The sequence below is a fragment of the Acidithiobacillus ferrooxidans ATCC 23270 genome, from assembly GCF_000021485.1.
In the GTDB taxonomy this organism is placed as follows: domain Bacteria; phylum Pseudomonadota; class Gammaproteobacteria; order Acidithiobacillales; family Acidithiobacillaceae; genus Acidithiobacillus; species Acidithiobacillus ferrooxidans.
The window spans coordinates 1,093,597-1,109,753 of the sequence record NC_011761.1; the positions used below are offsets into that span (position 1 = coordinate 1,093,597).

Below are 16,157 nucleotides of genomic sequence, written 5' to 3' on the forward strand. Positions count from 1 at the left end.
GGGGGTGGGTGGTGGACGAAACGGAATTTTACGATGAGGTGGCCATTCGGGTGGCGGTGGCCTTGGCACAGAACCCTGACCACTCGACATGCCTGATCAGCCAAAAGGCCAGTGACATTGCCCACGAAATGCTGCGAAACCGGCGCGAACACCTGGCGCCGGAAACGCCCGTCATCGACAGCGGTGCAGAAGCCCCGGCATGAGCACAGAAGATCTGAAGCTGGGCGGGCATGAGGACACTTTGGCGCTGAGCGCTTTGGCGGCGGCCATCGCCGCCTGTGGGCCGTACATTACGCAGAGCGGGGCCGATTGGAAATTGGCCACGGGCGCACTGGCGGGATTTTCCGGTTTATACATGGCGGAACGCTTCCACAAGCGGTGGATGCATTCCGCACGGGCCTATCTGCCACAGGATCAGCAGGGGCGCGTGCAAACCAATACCAAACTGGCGTCCCACCCGGGCGCTCTCTCGGCAGACCACGACGACCGGTATCTGGAGGACGCCCTGTTGCTGGGGTACATGACCGACACCGGATTACCGTACTATCTGCCCACACTGGGCGACGCACGGCCCGGCAACGACCCGGCCAATCCACCCAACGATCATGTCTTTATCACCGGAATGTCGGGCGTCGGCAAAACGGTTGCCGCCAGCCTCATGATGTTCCAGCAAATCCAGAAGGGCGGCGGCGTCATTTTCGCCGATGGAAAAATCGACTCCACCAATATCGAATCCCTGTGGTACATGCTGAAGTGGTGCGGGCGCGAAGATGATCTCGTAGTGATCCACCCGGGGGATCCTTCGTTCAGCGCCAAATACAATCCGATCCTGATCGGCGACCCGGACGAAATCGCCTCGCGAATCATGTCGGCCGTGCCCAAGGCGCAGAACAGCGCAGGCGCGGACTTCTACCGGAACTCCGGCATGCAGGCCGTCTCCGCTCTGGTCGCCGCATTGCAACGCGGCGGTTACGCCTTTACGCCGGCGGATATTTCCCTTTTGTTGCTCAGCCCGACAGAGCTGGAAAAGCTTCCCAATCTACCCGGCATCCGGGGCACAGAAGAAGGCCGGGTGGTCAACCTCTTCATCAACCGGTTCCGGGTGGCCAATCGGAACGGCTCCGGCGGCAGCATCATTGATGTGAACAAGGTCAAGGAGCTGTTCGGCGGCATCGGTGGCCGCATGGGCCTGATGGGTTCTGGAAACTTTGGCAAGGTGGCCAATACGACGCGGCCCGATGTAAACCTGTTCGACTGCATCATGCAAAATAAGGTGATCTATCTACCCCTGCCCACCATGGGCAAGGAAGAAACGGCGGCCGATTTCGCCAAAATGTTCGTCGGTGACTACCGCACGGCGGTCTCCTGGATCCAGGCATTGCCCGTCCGGCTGCGACCCAATCCGCCCACATTGTTCTTTGGTGACGAGCCAGGCTCATTCCTTTCGGAAAACTGGGACCGCCTGTTCGAGCAGGCGCGGTCCGCGCGCCAGCGCCTGATGCTGAGCCCTCAGACCAAGGCCAATCTGGATGCCGTCGCCTTGACCCTGTTTCCGAAGCTGGCCGGAAACTGCGCCACCAAGCTGCTATTCCAGCAAGGTGACCAGGAAACCGCCGAATGGGCTGCGGACCTGATTGGCATGAAACTCGGGGTGTTGCGCACCTTGACGGAAAGCTCCCAGGACTCTGCCTCCGGGTCCTCGTCCGACATCGAGGGCACGGCCAGCGCCGGGGCCGGAACCGGCACCAGCGAAGGCGCGCGGCACCAGGAAATGTATCGGGTGTCTCCCGATGACCTCAAACAGCTCGGCAAGGGCGAGTGCGTGGTCTATTGGTCCGGGAAAACCCGGCACCACCTGATCGTGCCGATGATCGACTTTTCCAGCCGGTTCAAGAAATGGGCTGGATCGCCCCGCATCTTTGCCCCGGAAAACCCACGTCGGCCACGTCCTTACACGCGAGATTACGGCATTTATCAACGCCTGGATCAGGTGCTCAAGGCAGACCAGGAATACATCAATGCCCAAACGGTCAAGAAGGAAAAAGGTGACAAAAAATGACGCGACCTGCCCAGGAGAAAACCGATGACCGCCTCCATGTACACCATGCCGCCGCCGCCGCCGACGGCACCCATGCAGACACCCGCACAGACCAGCATCGCGCCGCCCCCGGCACCAAACTTCACGCCGCCGACACCCCAGTCGGCGCCGTTACCCCCGCCCGGGGCAGCGACGCCGACGGCACCCATGCACGCGGTCACCGCGCCAGCGATCTCGCACCCTGTAGTTCATCCTCTCCTTTGGGGCATGGGCCCGCACGGCCTGTTTCTGGGGATGTTGGTGCTGGTGCTGATGTTCGTGCTGCTGTGGATGCCGGCGACCAGAGATCTGTTGAAAGGATTTTTTGGGACGCTTGTGATTCCGGTCTTTTCGGCGATGGTGGTCTTAATCTTTCGGCGGATGAGCAAGATGACGATCCTGATTCTGGAGAGTCACAAGATATTCCTGATCAATCTCTTTTCTTCTCACGAAAAAATCTTCCCGGACCTGCAGGACGAAGAGTAAGCCGGGAAGCACGGTATTATCTGGAAGAAATTCATGACACGGCGGGGGATACCGGAGTCGCCGCCTTTCTGTACATACGCGGCCATGTGGATAATATTTTTTCCGATGGACTGAAAACGCGCCATCCCGGGAAAGAAAAGGCGGAGTCCATACAATGGATGTTTTGTCTGGATGCCAACGCCGAGAATGAGCAGCCTCGCTTTGATGACTGTTGCGCCGTGTTGCACGCCGAAAGCTGGATGATTCGATTGCGGACCCATCTGGAATTCTGGAAACGCCAGGTCGTTTTCAGCAACGAGATCCAGGGTTTTGTTCTGCCGGTGCCTACCGCAGTGGTCAACATGGCTTATGGCTGCGCTGGTGACTATGGCATTTGGGTTTGTCGGCGGCTCTGGCAATGGCCAGGCATGCCGGTTTCCCAGCTCATCGGTCATCATGGCGCGCCGCCGGAAGGGATCCTTCTGGATGTCCTGGAAAAGCTGTCCCGCAAGGGCATCATCGTCGGCGACTTTTCCGGACACTACTATTATTGCGTAGGGCACAGCCCCGTGCGTCCGGATGGGCGCATCGACCAGCGATCATGGATTCGTTTGTGGAGGTAATAGGCATGGATACGGAAGATTGTCGCAAGGCATGGATGGCGCAAACCGTCCAGCACATCAAAACCGGCACCCTTGGGGTGGTGACCAAGGTGCGGGATCCCGGCCCACACGAAGCGCCGGAGCCGCATGTCACCATTACGCTGTTCGAGGATGGCTTCGTCACCTGGAACGCGCGGCGGTTTCTGGACGGTTTTCTCCTCGTTCCCGACGAGGGAGAGAGCAGGGCAGATCCGTACCGTGGCGATATCGGGCTTTCCCGAGAGGATCCCTATTTTTCCATTCTGGAAAAACGCGCGAGTCAATACGCTGACCGGGTTGGCGTTGGACCGGAAAATCTGCATGGCCTGCTCGCGGCTGTCGAGCGGGGAGAATGGGTGCGCGTGCAGCCGCTGGACCCGCGTGTCGCCCGCCACACCAACAGTCCCTTGCCCTGGATTTTCTAAGTGATCGCAGCTCCGCATCGCCGGCTGGTATCCGCGCTCATCATCATCACCTCCTTCTGGATGATGGTGGGCACCCTGGTTTTTATCTATCGTCACAACCTCTTTCAGGATGGCGGGCTGCTAATCATCCTCTTGTTCCACACGCTGGGGCGCCTGGCTTGGGTGGCCGCATTTCTGTTGGCCAGCGCCGGTCTTGCCCTGTTGATCCGGGCTGCAGACATTTTTAGGGTCGCCATCGGCTTGCGTCCGGAGATGTATCGGGGAGCGTTGACCACGATTGGCGTATTGCCGCAGCCGGCCCTACCGGAAGGCTACGATCATACAGAACAGGACCAGAATCTGTGGACTATCCTGTCCGCATGGAAGGAAAAAGAGAAGCTGGATATCAAGGCGGTCTCTGCCTTCGCTAAAGAAAACACCCCTGCCGCGCGGCTTTTCTGGTCGGTCTTCCACATTCTGAAGGCCGCCGATTTGCCAGCATCGCCCCGGCCTGGCGAACACGGCAACGCCAGCCTGCTGGAGCATAGCCTGCGCGTTTCCGCCGCGCTGGCGTGGGTGTGGCGCGACGATGCTCGCATCGCGCTGGAGCAAAGTCAGGTTCGCGTAGCCGGGTTGCCGACGGAAGTGGGCCGCCCCATGCGCACCGAGCCCTATCCTCTGGAGATCGCCATTCTTGCGGGGATCTGCCACGACATTGGCAAGATCGCCTGTTTCCGGCGCGACAAAGAGGGCGTCATCACAGTGGTTGGCCTTCACGACATGGTCGGCAGCCGCATTCTTGGTCTTCTTCCCGCGCTTTGGGATTTGCGGGATGAGCAGGGGAATCCGGACACCTTCCTGCAACACCTGCTGACGCAGAGTATTCGCTATTATCACCATCCCGGCGCATTTCCCCTTTCCGGATTCAAGCGGGAGCTGTTGACCCCGGATCCCGCCATCAAGCAGCTCATGGGAGACATTCACCGAGCGGATCTGATCGCCGGCGGGCTGGAAGGGCGGGCCGAAGAGGTTGCCCAGGACTACCTGGAAGAGGATGAACTGGAGGAGCAGAGCCTGGACGCCCAGATATGGGATGCGTTCCTGTTTCTGCTGGAAGACGAATCGCGCATCAACAGCCCATCTCCCGCCCGGCGCTTGGCATACAAAAAGGGGCCGATCCTGTATCTGATCGAGCCCAAAATCCGGGAGCGGATTTGCGATCACCTCAGTATTACCCGGCACGACTACGCCACGCCCAACAACGGCAACCCAGGGAAAATCATTCAGATCATCGCATCCAGGCTGGACGCCATGGGCTTGCTAATAAAGACCGTCGGCAAGGTCAGCGTCGTCAAGCCGGAAGGCGCCGCCGTGCAGCTCCGGTTTGAGTCCACCAAGAAAAACGCGGATGGCGACGCCACGGAGCACACGGACACAAAGATTCCACACTACGTGGTCCGCATCACGCCGGAAAGCGTGTTCGCGCCCTTGCTGGCACTGGACAACTATCCGGCGGAGTTGTCGGTGCCGGGTCTTTTCTGGCCGCAATACGCTCCCAAGAAAACATCAGCACAGATCCCTGATGCGGGAAGCGCGCCGGCAGGCGCACAACCAGAAGGCGAGGTACCCGATATCGGCAGTGGCAGGACAGAGGAACCCGCAGAAGTGGAGGAGGAAAACACCGCCACGATTCAGTCTTCCTCTCCTGTGGAGGAAGGAGAAGGGGAAGATGAGGAGGAAGATGAGGAGACATCCAGCCCGAACAGGACCACAGAGTACCCGGACGAGGATGACCCCTTTGCGGACGCGTCAGAAACGCCGGCGGCGCCTGAACCAAAGGGAGCGGAAGCCTCTGCGGCGCCCGCCCAGAGCGCTGGCATCAAGACGACGATCGCTTCACGTCCGTCCACACGGGGAACTCCTTCCAGCCAGCAAACCAGCAAGCCATCCTTAACGGAAGCACAAAAGGCCGAGAAAAAGGCGCAACTGGACAGGGCAAAATCACTGTCTAGCCATGCGGAGCACAAAACCAAACTGATAGACCGAGAGGCTATGACGCCGAACCAAAGAGCGAAACACTTACGGAACCGCGCCGATGAATGTCTGGCCACGTTCCCGAACATCGTGAAAGTAATGGCCGGCGTGACGCTGGATGATTCGGAAAGGCTGCGCCTGATCAGCGCGCTGATCTGGATCGATGAAACACGGCGGGCACGCATCACCGCCTCACCGGAGATAAACCCCACGGCCATCATCCGGGTTGCCCTATCCACCATTTTCAATTTTCCATTATCGAAAGGCATGGATACGGTCACTTATGAAATCTTCACGCTTATCTTGCGGAAAAGTGGCATTCGTCCGGGCGACATCTGGAACTCGCACATTTCGGAGTTGCGCATGTTTTTGGCTTTCCGGGTGATTTTAGTGGATGGGCTCCCGGAACTGGATATTGAAAACAGCATCATCTCCGCCCCTATCAACGGGATTGATGATCTCGTCTTAGCCATACCCATGCCAGGAACCGACTAATGAGCGAACACCAGAGTATCCAGAGCGCCAACGCGGAAGTGCTGTATCCCATGGTCTTGCGCTTTTTGAAAAGCCTGGATAAACGCTTCGGCGGGCATTTGCATGACTCGGATCTTTCGGACGTTGGTCAGGACGTGCTCATGCGGATCATCTCCTATCAGCGGGACGGGTTCCCGGAGTCGCTATCCCCGTTGCTGGATGCGCCACTGCACATGCCGGTCTGGAGTATCACTCGATACGAGTGGTTGGATTTCCTGCGTAGCAACAACCGATACCGCCTCAGCGGCAACGCGGAAGACCCGGATAGCTGGATGGACGAGATGACCGACGCCGGAGCGGATTTGACCGACGGCCTGATTCTTCAGGAAGAGTCCGCGATTCTGGAGGAAAAACGCCGATCCGCCCAGGCTCGGCTGGCGCCTTTTGTCCAAAGCATTTTGACCGGTTCCGACGCGGATACACCCCTTCGCACCCCATGCCATCAGCCTTCACCGATGCTTCGACAATCTTCCAGCCCACAGGCCGTTACCGACTTTGCCCGTGCGGTGAAAGCGCTCCCATACAGCAAGGAGCATCTGTCGAAAATGCTAGGCATCAGCATGCGTCGGTTCCGGTATCTTGAACGCGGCCTAACCGAACCAGACGAGTTTCTGCGTTCCAATCTGGAATCCCTGCTGCAAGAACATGGGGGATGGACCTGGGAACGGATATTCGGCCTGGTGGAACGACGCACCGGGTTGTCCGGCATCCCCGCCAGGCGCTGGATGCAGGCCGCCCTGGGTGTTTCCGAACGCACGCTAGTGCGCTGGATCCAGGGTGGCTATGGAGGCGCCAAGGGACTCATTCAGGCCAGCACAATTATTGTAGGACAGACAGGGGAACATCATGGGTAACGCACAAAAGAAGCTGGACGCGCGGGAATTTTACAACACGATGTCTTCATGGCGAACGCCGGACATCCTGATCAATCCCATTGGGACCCTGATTTACCTCAAAAACGGGCAATGGATGGAAGGCCCTTGGGTACTGGCGTTCTCTCGGGCGGTTACCGATCTTTTCCCGCATCCGTTCGACCTGCGCACCACGTTATCCCTCCCAACACACCGCGATGATGCGGAGATCTGGAATCTGGTGCTGTTGCAATCCGGGATCAGCAAACACTTTGGGAAGCCTTACGGACTATGGCCGGACAGGCCCCCGATCAACGGCATATTGAACATGGAGGGCTATGCCTTCCCGCCCAATTACCGCCCGCGCGTGTATATCGACTGCATCCCACAGCGCATGTTGGAAACCTTGCTGGACAGGCATGGGGAGATGCCCGATGTGGCCATTTACTGGCGGCCATCCGGGGCCATGATCGACACCATGCGTCGCTTCGGCATCCCATGGAACGATCAGGAGGATGCTTTGCTGGATATCCCGGAAATGGAATTCGCTGGCCAACCGGAGGACGTGATAGCCATCATGGCGAAGCATCTCGATTGACGACGCCCATGGCTTTGAGTATTATTCATGACGTGCCCGGCCGTTGCCGGTGACGTATATAAGGGTCAGTGCTGCGGTGCTGATTCGGCAACCCCGGAAGCAATTCCGGGGTTTTGCTTTTTCTGGATCAAACCAGCAATCCAGCAGCCCGCAACGCCTCCTCTTCGGTCCTGGCGTCATCTGGATCAAAGGTGGCTTCTTCCTCGTCCACCGTGCCAGCCGCGCCCGCCACACTCACAGCCATATTCGCTGCGGCTGACGGCATTTTGCCATAACGCTCCAGAATGGCGCTCACCCAAGTGGGAATGCTCCGGATATCCACCCCCTGGCTCGCGGTCTGGATGTTGTTGCACCAGACGTAGCCGACCCGCTTTCCGCTGTTGGAGATGACCCCATCGGGGCTGGTCTCCTTGAGATCCCGCATCCGCAAAGACCCCACGATGGATACCGGCATGCCCATGCGGAGTTGCTTTTGCATGGCGCCGGCGATGCTCGCCTTCATCATCCGAACCGGGATCACGGTCTCCAGCTTCTCGTGTTGACGCAGCTCAATCTCCACACCGCTCAACAGGCCTTCGCTGTTGGTGAGCGCCGTGACCTTGTTGATGATGCCCGCCAGCAGCACCGTGTTTGCGGCACCACGGCCACGCGTCTTCCCAGAGCTTTCACTGGAACCATAGGGCCGGAAATCATCCTGCTCCACCTTGGAGCGATCACGGCCATAAACACCCGCGTTCCACACCTGTTCCTCCGGCATCTCCAGAATGCTAGGCCGGGTGATGGCGATGGGAATCACGTAGGCGTCATGGATCTTTTCGCCCTGGTGCTCGATCACGCGACCCCGGATGCGGCCATACACCTTGGTCTCCAGGCGATCCGAGAAGTGCCGCTGAACCAGGCCATTCTTGCCCGCCTCCACCGGGACCATCCGGCTCATGTCGTTGTGCTGCTGGATGTAGTACCGTTTGACGCCCTCCGCATCGGCAATCTTCCGGGCATATCCCGTGATGTAAGCGATATTCTTCATCCCGGCCTCAAAGGCGTAGGACGCACTGTCTTGCATTTCAATCATTGTGATCCTCCTGTTAAAAACGCGCCGCGATTGCGGACATATTCCATGCTGGCCAACAAAAACTGCTGTACTTCCCGATAAAACTCCATCGGTGCTATTTCGCCCAGAAACACCCGGTGCAAGCTGTGTTCCCAGGCGGAAATCAGGCGAGGATCCCGCAAGACCGGCGGGGTCGCCTCCAGGTGTTGCCGGCCCAAGGCGGTGAGCGTGACGGTGTTGGAATCCACCAGTTTTTGCTCCATCAACCGCCCCAGGGCCTTGTGCCGGGATTTGGGGGACCCAATGGCGGGAATGCTCCCGCTATCGGCGTCCACGCCGATGGGCTGCCCCATCCGGCGATACAACCCGCCCAATCGCTTTTGCTCCAGGCGCCCAGGGCCACTGGCTTTGTCCCGCAACGTGCCAAGCAGAAACTGCACGATCTGTGCGTGCAGCGCGCTGGGGTAGCCCGAAGGGGATCGCCGAAGCAAGGTGGGCGTCAGCCGTCCGGACTCATAGAGAACAAGCGCCGACCGACCAAAAGGGTAGGAAATCACGCCGTGCTCATACAGCCATTGCAGAGCCAGCACCACCGCGCCGGCCGGCCAGTCCCGGCTGACAAACCAGCCCTGGATGCTGGCGAAATCTTTGCCATCGCCGATATTTGGCTCCGCAAAAGGACCGTCCTGAATGAGTTGTAACAGCGGCGTGCTGACGCGACCGCAGCCAACACCGGCCTGTTCCGGATTGGCCAGCGTCAACATCCGGGTCAGATTGATGCCCAGCAACCAGTCGCCATGCACCCGGCATTGCTCCGCATCGACCAGACGTTCGGATCGCCACGGCTTCAGGTGTGCGGGATGCAGGACCTTTTCGTGGAAGTGGTCCAGATTGGCCACCCAGATTTCGCACTCCGGCCCGATTTTCAGAAGGCCGAGTAGATCGAGGATCTGTTTCATCAACCAGAACCCGGCGGCGTCAGGGGCCGGGGCCAAAATGATCTTCTCCGGCGCGCCGCCATTGGTGAAGAGGGTGGTTTTTAGACACTCCAGCAAGTGTTTCCCGGCGGGCGTGCGCATCGTCTTCATGTCGGGCATCAGCGGAAGCTGTCCCCATCGGTAGCGCTTCCAGTCGCGCTGATACTCGGGCGGGTGCGCGTGCCGGTTGATGGCTTCCGGCACCCAGAAGATCAGGGCATCCTCCAGGACCAGCATATCCTGCCTGGAAGCGGTAACGTGTCCCATGGTCCTGGCCAAGGCCCAGGCCATGCCCGATGTTTGCGTGAAAATCCAAGTGCGTGTCGTCATAGCTATTAAAATATACTATCTATGATAGAATGCCAAATATTTCGCGCTCCAGAATAGAAATGGGTGGATGCCGATGCATTCTGGAACGCGAAAATACGGGCGCCGTGCGGAAAACTGTCTGTGCGGAAAACTGTCTGCTATCTGTCAGCGGAAATGATCCACGGCAATTCTGCCGTTTTTTGAAAGGAGAAGTATCATGGCTGGTGTAAATAAGGTCACATTGTTGGGGCATCTGGGACGGGACCCGGAGATGCGTTATCAGCCCAGTGGCGGCGCCATCGCGAACTTCAGCGTCGCGACTTCCGAGACCTTCAAGGACAAGGATGGCAACAAGCAGGAGCGCACGGAATGGCATCGTGTGGTGCTCTTCGGTCGCATTGCAGAAATCGCCGGTGAGTATCTGCGCAAGGGCAGCATGGCTTACGTGGAAGGTCGCATGCAGACGCGCAAGTGGACGGACAAGGAAGGGCAGGAGCGCTACACCACGGAGATCATCGGTGATCGCCTGCAGCTCATCGGTGGCAAGAAGGAAGAGGGTGGCTCTGAACACGCTCCCGCTCCGGCATCGCGCGGTGGAAATACTCCTCCGCCCGTTGAGGATTTTGACGACGAGGTCCCGTTCAGTTTTAACGGGTTAACGACTTATGACGTTCCTCATCTGACCCATCGCGTCAAGTTCTAATCCGACCCCACCCAACCCCATCGCTTCGGCTTTGGGGTTTTTCTTTGGGCGCCGTCCGGAATTCTGTCTGCAACTCCTGTTCGGAATTCATCGCGGCATCCGCCGCATTTCGACAGGAGGAATACCATGTCAGATTTCTCATACGCCATCCGGCTTGTCCGCAAGGATGACAGGGCTGGCAGTATTTATGGCTGCGTTACCGAACCGAGCGTCTTCGGAAACGCGGCAACCTTTTGGTGCGGCCTGTACGACGGGCCGCTAAATATGGCTATTTGCAATCTGAGGTTGGACAGAAGCTCTCGGGACGCTAAGAAATTTGCGCTGTTTCGTGCAAAGTCTGGTTGGTTTGGTTCGCTCGGATAGTGGCCCACTTCATGCAAAACTTGGTTGGATTTGCAATCAATCCAGGCTGAGCAATGCTGGGGAAATAGGCTGCGTGGGTAATAGCCTCTTTCTGAACCAATCGAAACGGTAATGCCACCGTCGGCAATTCGGCCAAAGCCGCCATTTAAACTCGAGGACTTCGACGGCGGGAATCGGTCCCTAACCGGCCATGCGCGGGTCACTTGCTTTGAATGCCCACTTCCAACTTATTCCTTTTCAGCATCATCGGAACCCAGTTGGGCCTGAAAGTCCCTTACCAAGGAGGTCGCCAAGTTAGCGAAGCTTTCCACCTGAGAGAGTTTGTCTAACAGCACATCATCTTGCATATCCTCATCCACTTCAGCCGCTCCATCACCTCTTAAGACGAACTTGATGATGATCTCCTCGGCGGATTCGTCCGCGCCGGCCTGGAGGGCGAGTTCAACCCAGGGCTTAGCCTTCGAGGCGGCGTTACGTGCAGCGGAGCGCAGAGCGAACTGGATCAGGAGGCGAGCCGTTTGGTCGAGCCCGATTGCGAGTTCGAGCCACTGTTTCGTGACTCCGTCCGCATCTGCTGTCGCCGCCTTGCGAAGGGCGGGGGCGCAGTAGCGATAGTCGGTATGATCCACATCTAGCGAGGTCAGCGTCCGGAGCAGCGGGTCAAGTTCTCCAAAGGGGCGAAGATGCCCTGGCAAGGCATGTCGATATCGCCAGAGCTCCAGGATCGCCTTCGCGCAGGCGTCCTGCGCTGTAGCCTTGGTCTCGGTGGGAGCCTTTTCGGCTGCGTCGATCCGCTGCGCGATGTCATGCGCCATCCATGATGCCAAAAGGTCATCATCGGTATTAAGCTGAGCAACCAACCGCTTTCCAAGTTCCAGTATAGCTTTAGAGCGCGTGAGCGACACCGTCATCCCCTATCAGGTAATAGCGAGCGTAAGGCCACGGATAGAGCTCGAACTCATCCTTGTCACGTTCGTATCGAGGCGGCCGACGGACCTCGACGGTCAGCACCAGGCGATCTTCAGGGTAGGCATCGAGCAAACGCTTCACGAACCCGTGATCCCCGCTGAGCCTTGATCCTGAAATCGCCTGCGCTTCCCTCCCTAAGCCCTCTATGCGGGTCCAAACTTCCCTGCGAAGCAGGTAGCTGGAACCGTCCCAAGTACGCCCGTTCGTCAATGTAGTTAAACCAGCCTTCGCAATCGCCTCCTCCGAGGGCGCAGGGCCTGGGTAGCAAAGACCTTTGGCCCACGGATCGCCCTCGTCAATTCGACCCGAGACATGCTCGTCCGTCACCCAGCCCCTAAGCCTGAGGGTGCCTGCTTCCAAATCGTCTTGTAATCCGGCTCTGGGAAGGGCAAATCGGCCAGTCTCCGGCGCCGTCTGAAGGGCCGCCACCAGAGCCTCCGCGCCGGTGTGAGAGACGAGAGCACTACAAATGGAGACTGTCTCTCTATAGTCCTCGTCGCCGCCGGTCCAGGAGCCCCACAAAACAATGAGACCGTCGTCGGTCACCAGCTTCTCATCAAGGTAGTCTGGCGTCACGCTCCAGCGCCACAGCTTGTCGCCATAGCCTGCCGGCGGAGGGTCCATGACGAGCCGAGGATCGCGCCAATCCGCAAGCCATCTCCCATCGGTGCGGGTTAGCAAATACCTCGATAGCCAACCACGGAAATCGTCCAACGGCTCTTCCGGATGGCGTCGCACAGGCCGGTCCTTCAAGAGAACCGCGGCCACCAGCATCATGGCATGATACCCATGGTACGTACACAAGTCGTCCGTCTTAGGCAGGTCTCCGTGCGAGTGCATGGTCTCGCCGTCATCAAAGATTTTTCGCCAGTACCGAGCGTCCTCTCGCCGCCCACCCCCGCTCCACCCCATACGCTGGCGTAGAGCCTGCCTTGCCCGCAGCTCGATGGCACCCTGGGTGAGCCCGAACACACGTCCAAGCAGTTGAAACCAGTATGGGCCGATGTCGATGCCGAAGTAATACTTCTCATCATCGCCAATCGCCTGTTCCGAGGCAGATGCGTCGTCTGTTAGCTCCAAGCAACTGGCGGAGACCTGCTCAAGAAGACTGGGCTGGTTGACTGAGTTAAGGTCGCCTGCCTCCTCGGCCTCCAATTCGCCGGCGGCCACCAGGGTTCGCAACGCTCGCGCGGCGAAATCCCGGATCAGCACGTGTTCTTCGCGAAGCCACCGCTGCAGCGGCTGCGCGACCGGTCGAAGAGCTGCGGCGTTCTCGAGCCCGCCGCGGGCAAGCCCAATGAGCAGCCATTGGCGCGCATGCCAGACGTAAAACTGCAGCCCTTGGTCGACAAAGGGACCAGCCTCGCCGCTCTCCGCCCAGGCGATAAGTGCATCAAGGAGCTCGGACCAACCCAACTCTATCACAGTCCTCACAACGTGCGCATATTGCCAGCGTTCTGCGACCACCGGGGAGCCCAGCCCAGCCCAGACATAGCCAGCCAAGGCAGAAATCAGGGATTGAGGCGGATGTAGTTCGGGGCGCCATAGCCCGTCACCGTCCTCCGGCCGGAGCACATTTTCAAGAAGGTCCAAGCCGAAGTTCAGAGCTTCATCGGCCTCTGCCGGCGAGAGGCAGGCTGCGAGGGGATCGACCAGATGGAACATCTCGCTCACGTCCAGAGTATCCACCTGCCGGGTGAAGCCCTCCAGCGTGGCTCGGACCACGTCTTGATCGAGCGTAATACCTTCCGCATGGAGCTTCTCGAAAGGGATTGGCGAGTTCCAACCGCGCCGATGGACACGCTCAGGCTCGCGACGGCAGGCCGAAAGCACCGCATCCCGCACGGCATTTCGGAACGCCACCTGCTTAGACGGAGGCGAAGGTAACGCATCCAGCAAGTATCGCAGGTCGAATATCCCGAAATCCGGCCAGGAGGCGATGGCGCGGACAAGCGTAGACTCCCAGCCAATCCTCACCCGCGCAAACGCCTCCCGGTAGAAGGCTTCGCATTCGTACGGTGGATCATAGGTGCGGATTGCGGCGTAAGCCCAGCGGAGCGCATCAGAATTCGTCAGGTCGACGTCTTGGAAGATTGTGCTCCAATCCGGGGAGCGTCGCTCGCTTTCTGCGAGGAGAAACTCAGGCGCCGGCGGATTTTTCTCCGTTGGGACGCGGTTGCGGTTGGTGGCAACGAGACGGTCGATGTCCGGGAAATCGATACCGTAGGTACTGCCCAGATCCCTGAGTTCAGACCAGGTCTCGCTGTTCTCCGGCTGCACCCGGATGTAGCGATAGGCGACCTGGGCGGCCACAGAACGTCGGGCGGGATCGGTTTCGACCGCGACAACACGCCTCAAGTCCGCGAGGCGGTCCCATCTGGCTTCGATCCCCCCGAAAACTACGGGTGTTATGACCGGTAGTTGGTTCTGTTCCGCGAGGCGGTAGATCGCATGGGGCAACAGGCGCCCGAAGGTGCCGAATCGGCGGTCACGCCAGCGGCTCAGGATAGCTAGTGCCGAGGAAGCGCAGAGGCTCGTCAAGGCTTCGACGGTGCCTGCCCAGTCGAAGTGCTTGTCACGTGCGACATACTCGTAGGTGAGTTCTGCGACGCGTGATAGTCGATAGGCTGTCCGCGGGCGCGGGTTGTCGCGCTCCCCTGCGGCGTCCGCGAGGTGCAGGAGTGCCGCCCAGCGAGATAAGTTCTCGTCTCCGATACGGCTCGCGATGTCGACGGCGCGATTAAAATAGACGCTGGCCTCAGGCGGGCTCACGGCCAAGATCGCGCGAGAGAGGTTCAGATAAGAGTCCGCGCGCGACTCAGCGTTCTCGCGCGAGGCCTCTAGGATTTGGTAAGCCCCGGTGGCGAAGTCCACCGCGAGTTGCTCGAACCCTTCTGCTCGCGCAGCAGAGCGGCATAAGGAAATTAAAGTACCGCTCCAGAGCGTGTCTTCTTGGCGAGCCAGCCAAGACTTGAACGCGTCTACCTCTGTGCCCTTGGCAGCGCCCGCGTCCTGTAGGATCCGGAGCCATTCGAGCGCGACCGTCTGTCGAAGGCTATTGACCTGCCGATAGCTCCGGGCCTCTCTGGAGGAGGTTTCCTCGACGGCCATCCCCACCGCCTCAGCCAAGCTTGCTGGCATGCGACCGCAGGCGACTTCGGCGGAAAGTACAGACCAAGCCAGAAGACCACCGACCTCCTGCAAGAAGGTCTCGGTCTCCTGGCTGCGCCCATACCGCTCACGTTCGCCAAGCTGTTCGCGGACTTCGGGAGGCGCAACGTCTAGCAAGGCGAGCTTTTGCCCCCGCAAAGCAGCTTCCAGTGCGTATGCCCGCAGCAGCGGTGCGCGATCAAAACCGAAGCGGCTTGCAAGTTCAGAGGGCGGCGCAGACGGAAGGTATCGTCGAAGAATCGCCGCCCATGTCTCGGGCTCTGGCGGCAGCACGCGCGCGGCGAGTTCTATCGTGGCGCTGACGGCGTACAGCAGGGTCCACCTCATGTTCCACTGCTTCGATTCCGGGAGCTTGACACGGCGGTGGGCAAGTAGGCGCAGCAAGCGCGCCAATGGCGCTGCAGGCAGCAGGTAGCCCATAGATCTTGCCTCAGAGGCTAACCCCAGCAGCAACCACACGTCGTTACCTGCGGCCGCGGTCAGTGTGATGAGCTGCTCATATTGACCGAGGTCAATCAACCGTCGGCCGAGACGCCAGCCCGCTTCGAAGGAGTATTGGCGCCAAGTCCAGCTTCTCAGAAAACGCGCCGCCTTCTTGGGGCTCCGCAGACGAAGGAGCGCCATCGCAAGCTCCGCCCTGTCTGCATCACTCACCCTCTCATCTTGTCGATCCTCTTCTGGAAGGCGGGCCCAGGCGTGCAGCCAATCCATGGCCATTCGGAGTCGGCTGGAAGCCTCCGCGGAAAACTCTTCGCGTCCGGAAAGGAGTCCTGCGTCATAGGCATGATAGGAGCCCATCCAGCTTGAGCCGAACGTCCGGCGCGAGACGATCTCCTGAATGCGGTCCGGCGCCATGAGGACAGCCGCTAGGTCCGTGTTGTCCTGGATGAGTTTGTTCTGGCGTTGCTCTCCAGCACGCTCGCCGCCCGCCTTGAGGGCAAGTTTCGCCGCAGCCACGTAGTGCCCCTGCTGGAGGCACGCTTTTAATGTGAAAGAAATCCGTGGAATGG

13 protein-coding genes are annotated in these 16,157 nt (G+C 59.3%); 9 read left to right on the plus strand and 4 right to left on the minus strand.

Annotated elements, in window-relative coordinates:
• Window positions 1-11: 11 nt before the first annotated feature.
• The 8 genes from AFE_RS05920 to AFE_RS05955 all read left to right on the plus strand — a co-directional run bounded on the left by AFE_RS05920 (window position 12) and on the right by AFE_RS05955 (window position 7,604).
• Complete coding sequence (locus AFE_RS05920; RefSeq protein WP_012606922.1) at window positions 12-203, plus strand: hypothetical protein; 192 nt, start codon at window positions 12-14, stop codon at window positions 201-203.
• On the plus strand, window positions 200-2,059 hold the full coding sequence (locus tag AFE_RS05925) for a type IV secretory system conjugative DNA transfer family protein (protein WP_012606923.1): 1,860 nt from the start codon (window positions 200-202) through the stop codon (window positions 2,057-2,059). The genes AFE_RS05920 and AFE_RS05925 overlap by 4 nt, the downstream gene beginning before the upstream one ends.
• Before the next feature lie 24 nt (window positions 2,060-2,083).
• Window positions 2,084-2,563 carry a hypothetical protein gene (locus tag AFE_RS05930; protein ID WP_041645682.1) on the plus strand — a complete coding sequence of 160 codons (480 nt, stop codon included), beginning with the start codon at window positions 2,084-2,086 and terminating at the stop codon, window positions 2,561-2,563.
• A 158-nt stretch (window positions 2,564-2,721) separates the two neighbouring features.
• Complete coding sequence (locus AFE_RS05935; protein WP_148208612.1) at window positions 2,722-3,165, plus strand: hypothetical protein; 444 nt, start codon at window positions 2,722-2,724, stop codon at window positions 3,163-3,165.
• Window positions 3,166-3,170: 5 nt separating this feature from the next.
• Window positions 3,171-3,608, plus strand: a complete 438-nt coding sequence (locus AFE_RS05940; protein ID WP_041645693.1) for a hypothetical protein — start codon at window positions 3,171-3,173, stop codon at window positions 3,606-3,608.
• Window positions 3,609-6,116, plus strand: a complete 2,508-nt coding sequence (locus AFE_RS05945) for an HD domain-containing protein (protein ID WP_012606926.1) — start codon at window positions 3,609-3,611, stop codon at window positions 6,114-6,116. It begins immediately after the preceding gene.
• Window positions 6,116-7,009, plus strand: a complete 894-nt coding sequence (locus AFE_RS05950; RefSeq protein ID WP_012606927.1) for an RNA polymerase sigma factor — start codon at window positions 6,116-6,118, stop codon at window positions 7,007-7,009. Before AFE_RS05945 ends, AFE_RS05950 begins: the two co-directional genes overlap by 1 nt.
• Window positions 7,002-7,604 (plus strand): hypothetical protein, encoded by a 603-nt coding sequence (locus AFE_RS05955; RefSeq protein WP_012606928.1) that lies wholly within the window; start codon window positions 7,002-7,004, stop codon window positions 7,602-7,604. The genes AFE_RS05950 and AFE_RS05955 overlap by 8 nt, the downstream gene beginning before the upstream one ends.
• Window positions 7,605-7,731: 127 nt before the next feature.
• Here AFE_RS05955 and AFE_RS05960 read toward each other — a convergent pair whose 3' ends face one another.
• Window positions 7,732-8,676, minus strand: coding sequence for a hypothetical protein (locus AFE_RS05960; RefSeq protein ID WP_012606929.1), 945 nt, complete (start codon window positions 8,674-8,676; stop codon window positions 7,732-7,734).
• Window positions 8,673-9,923: a hypothetical protein gene (locus AFE_RS05965; protein WP_041645700.1), complete on the minus strand. Its 1,251-nt coding sequence runs from the start codon at window positions 9,921-9,923 to the stop codon at window positions 8,673-8,675. Before AFE_RS05965 ends, AFE_RS05960 begins: the two co-directional genes overlap by 4 nt.
• A gap of 235 nt (window positions 9,924-10,158) precedes the next feature.
• On the opposite strand from AFE_RS05965, the gene AFE_RS05970 reads away from it, so the two are divergent.
• A complete protein-coding gene (locus AFE_RS05970) occupies window positions 10,159-10,644 on the plus strand; it encodes a single-stranded DNA-binding protein (protein WP_012606932.1) in 486 nt (161 codons plus the stop codon).
• Window positions 10,645-11,234: 590 nt separating this feature from the next.
• On the opposite strand, the gene avs3b is transcribed toward AFE_RS05970, so the two are convergent.
• Window positions 11,235-11,918, minus strand: coding sequence for an AVAST type 3 anti-phage proein Avs3b (gene avs3b, locus AFE_RS05980; RefSeq protein WP_012606935.1), 684 nt, complete (start codon window positions 11,916-11,918; stop codon window positions 11,235-11,237).
• A complete protein-coding gene (locus tag AFE_RS05985) occupies window positions 11,893-16,104 on the minus strand; it encodes a hypothetical protein (RefSeq protein WP_012606936.1) in 4,212 nt (1,403 codons plus the stop codon). Before AFE_RS05985 ends, avs3b begins: the two co-directional genes overlap by 26 nt.
• Between the last annotated feature and the right edge of the window lie 53 nt (window positions 16,105-16,157).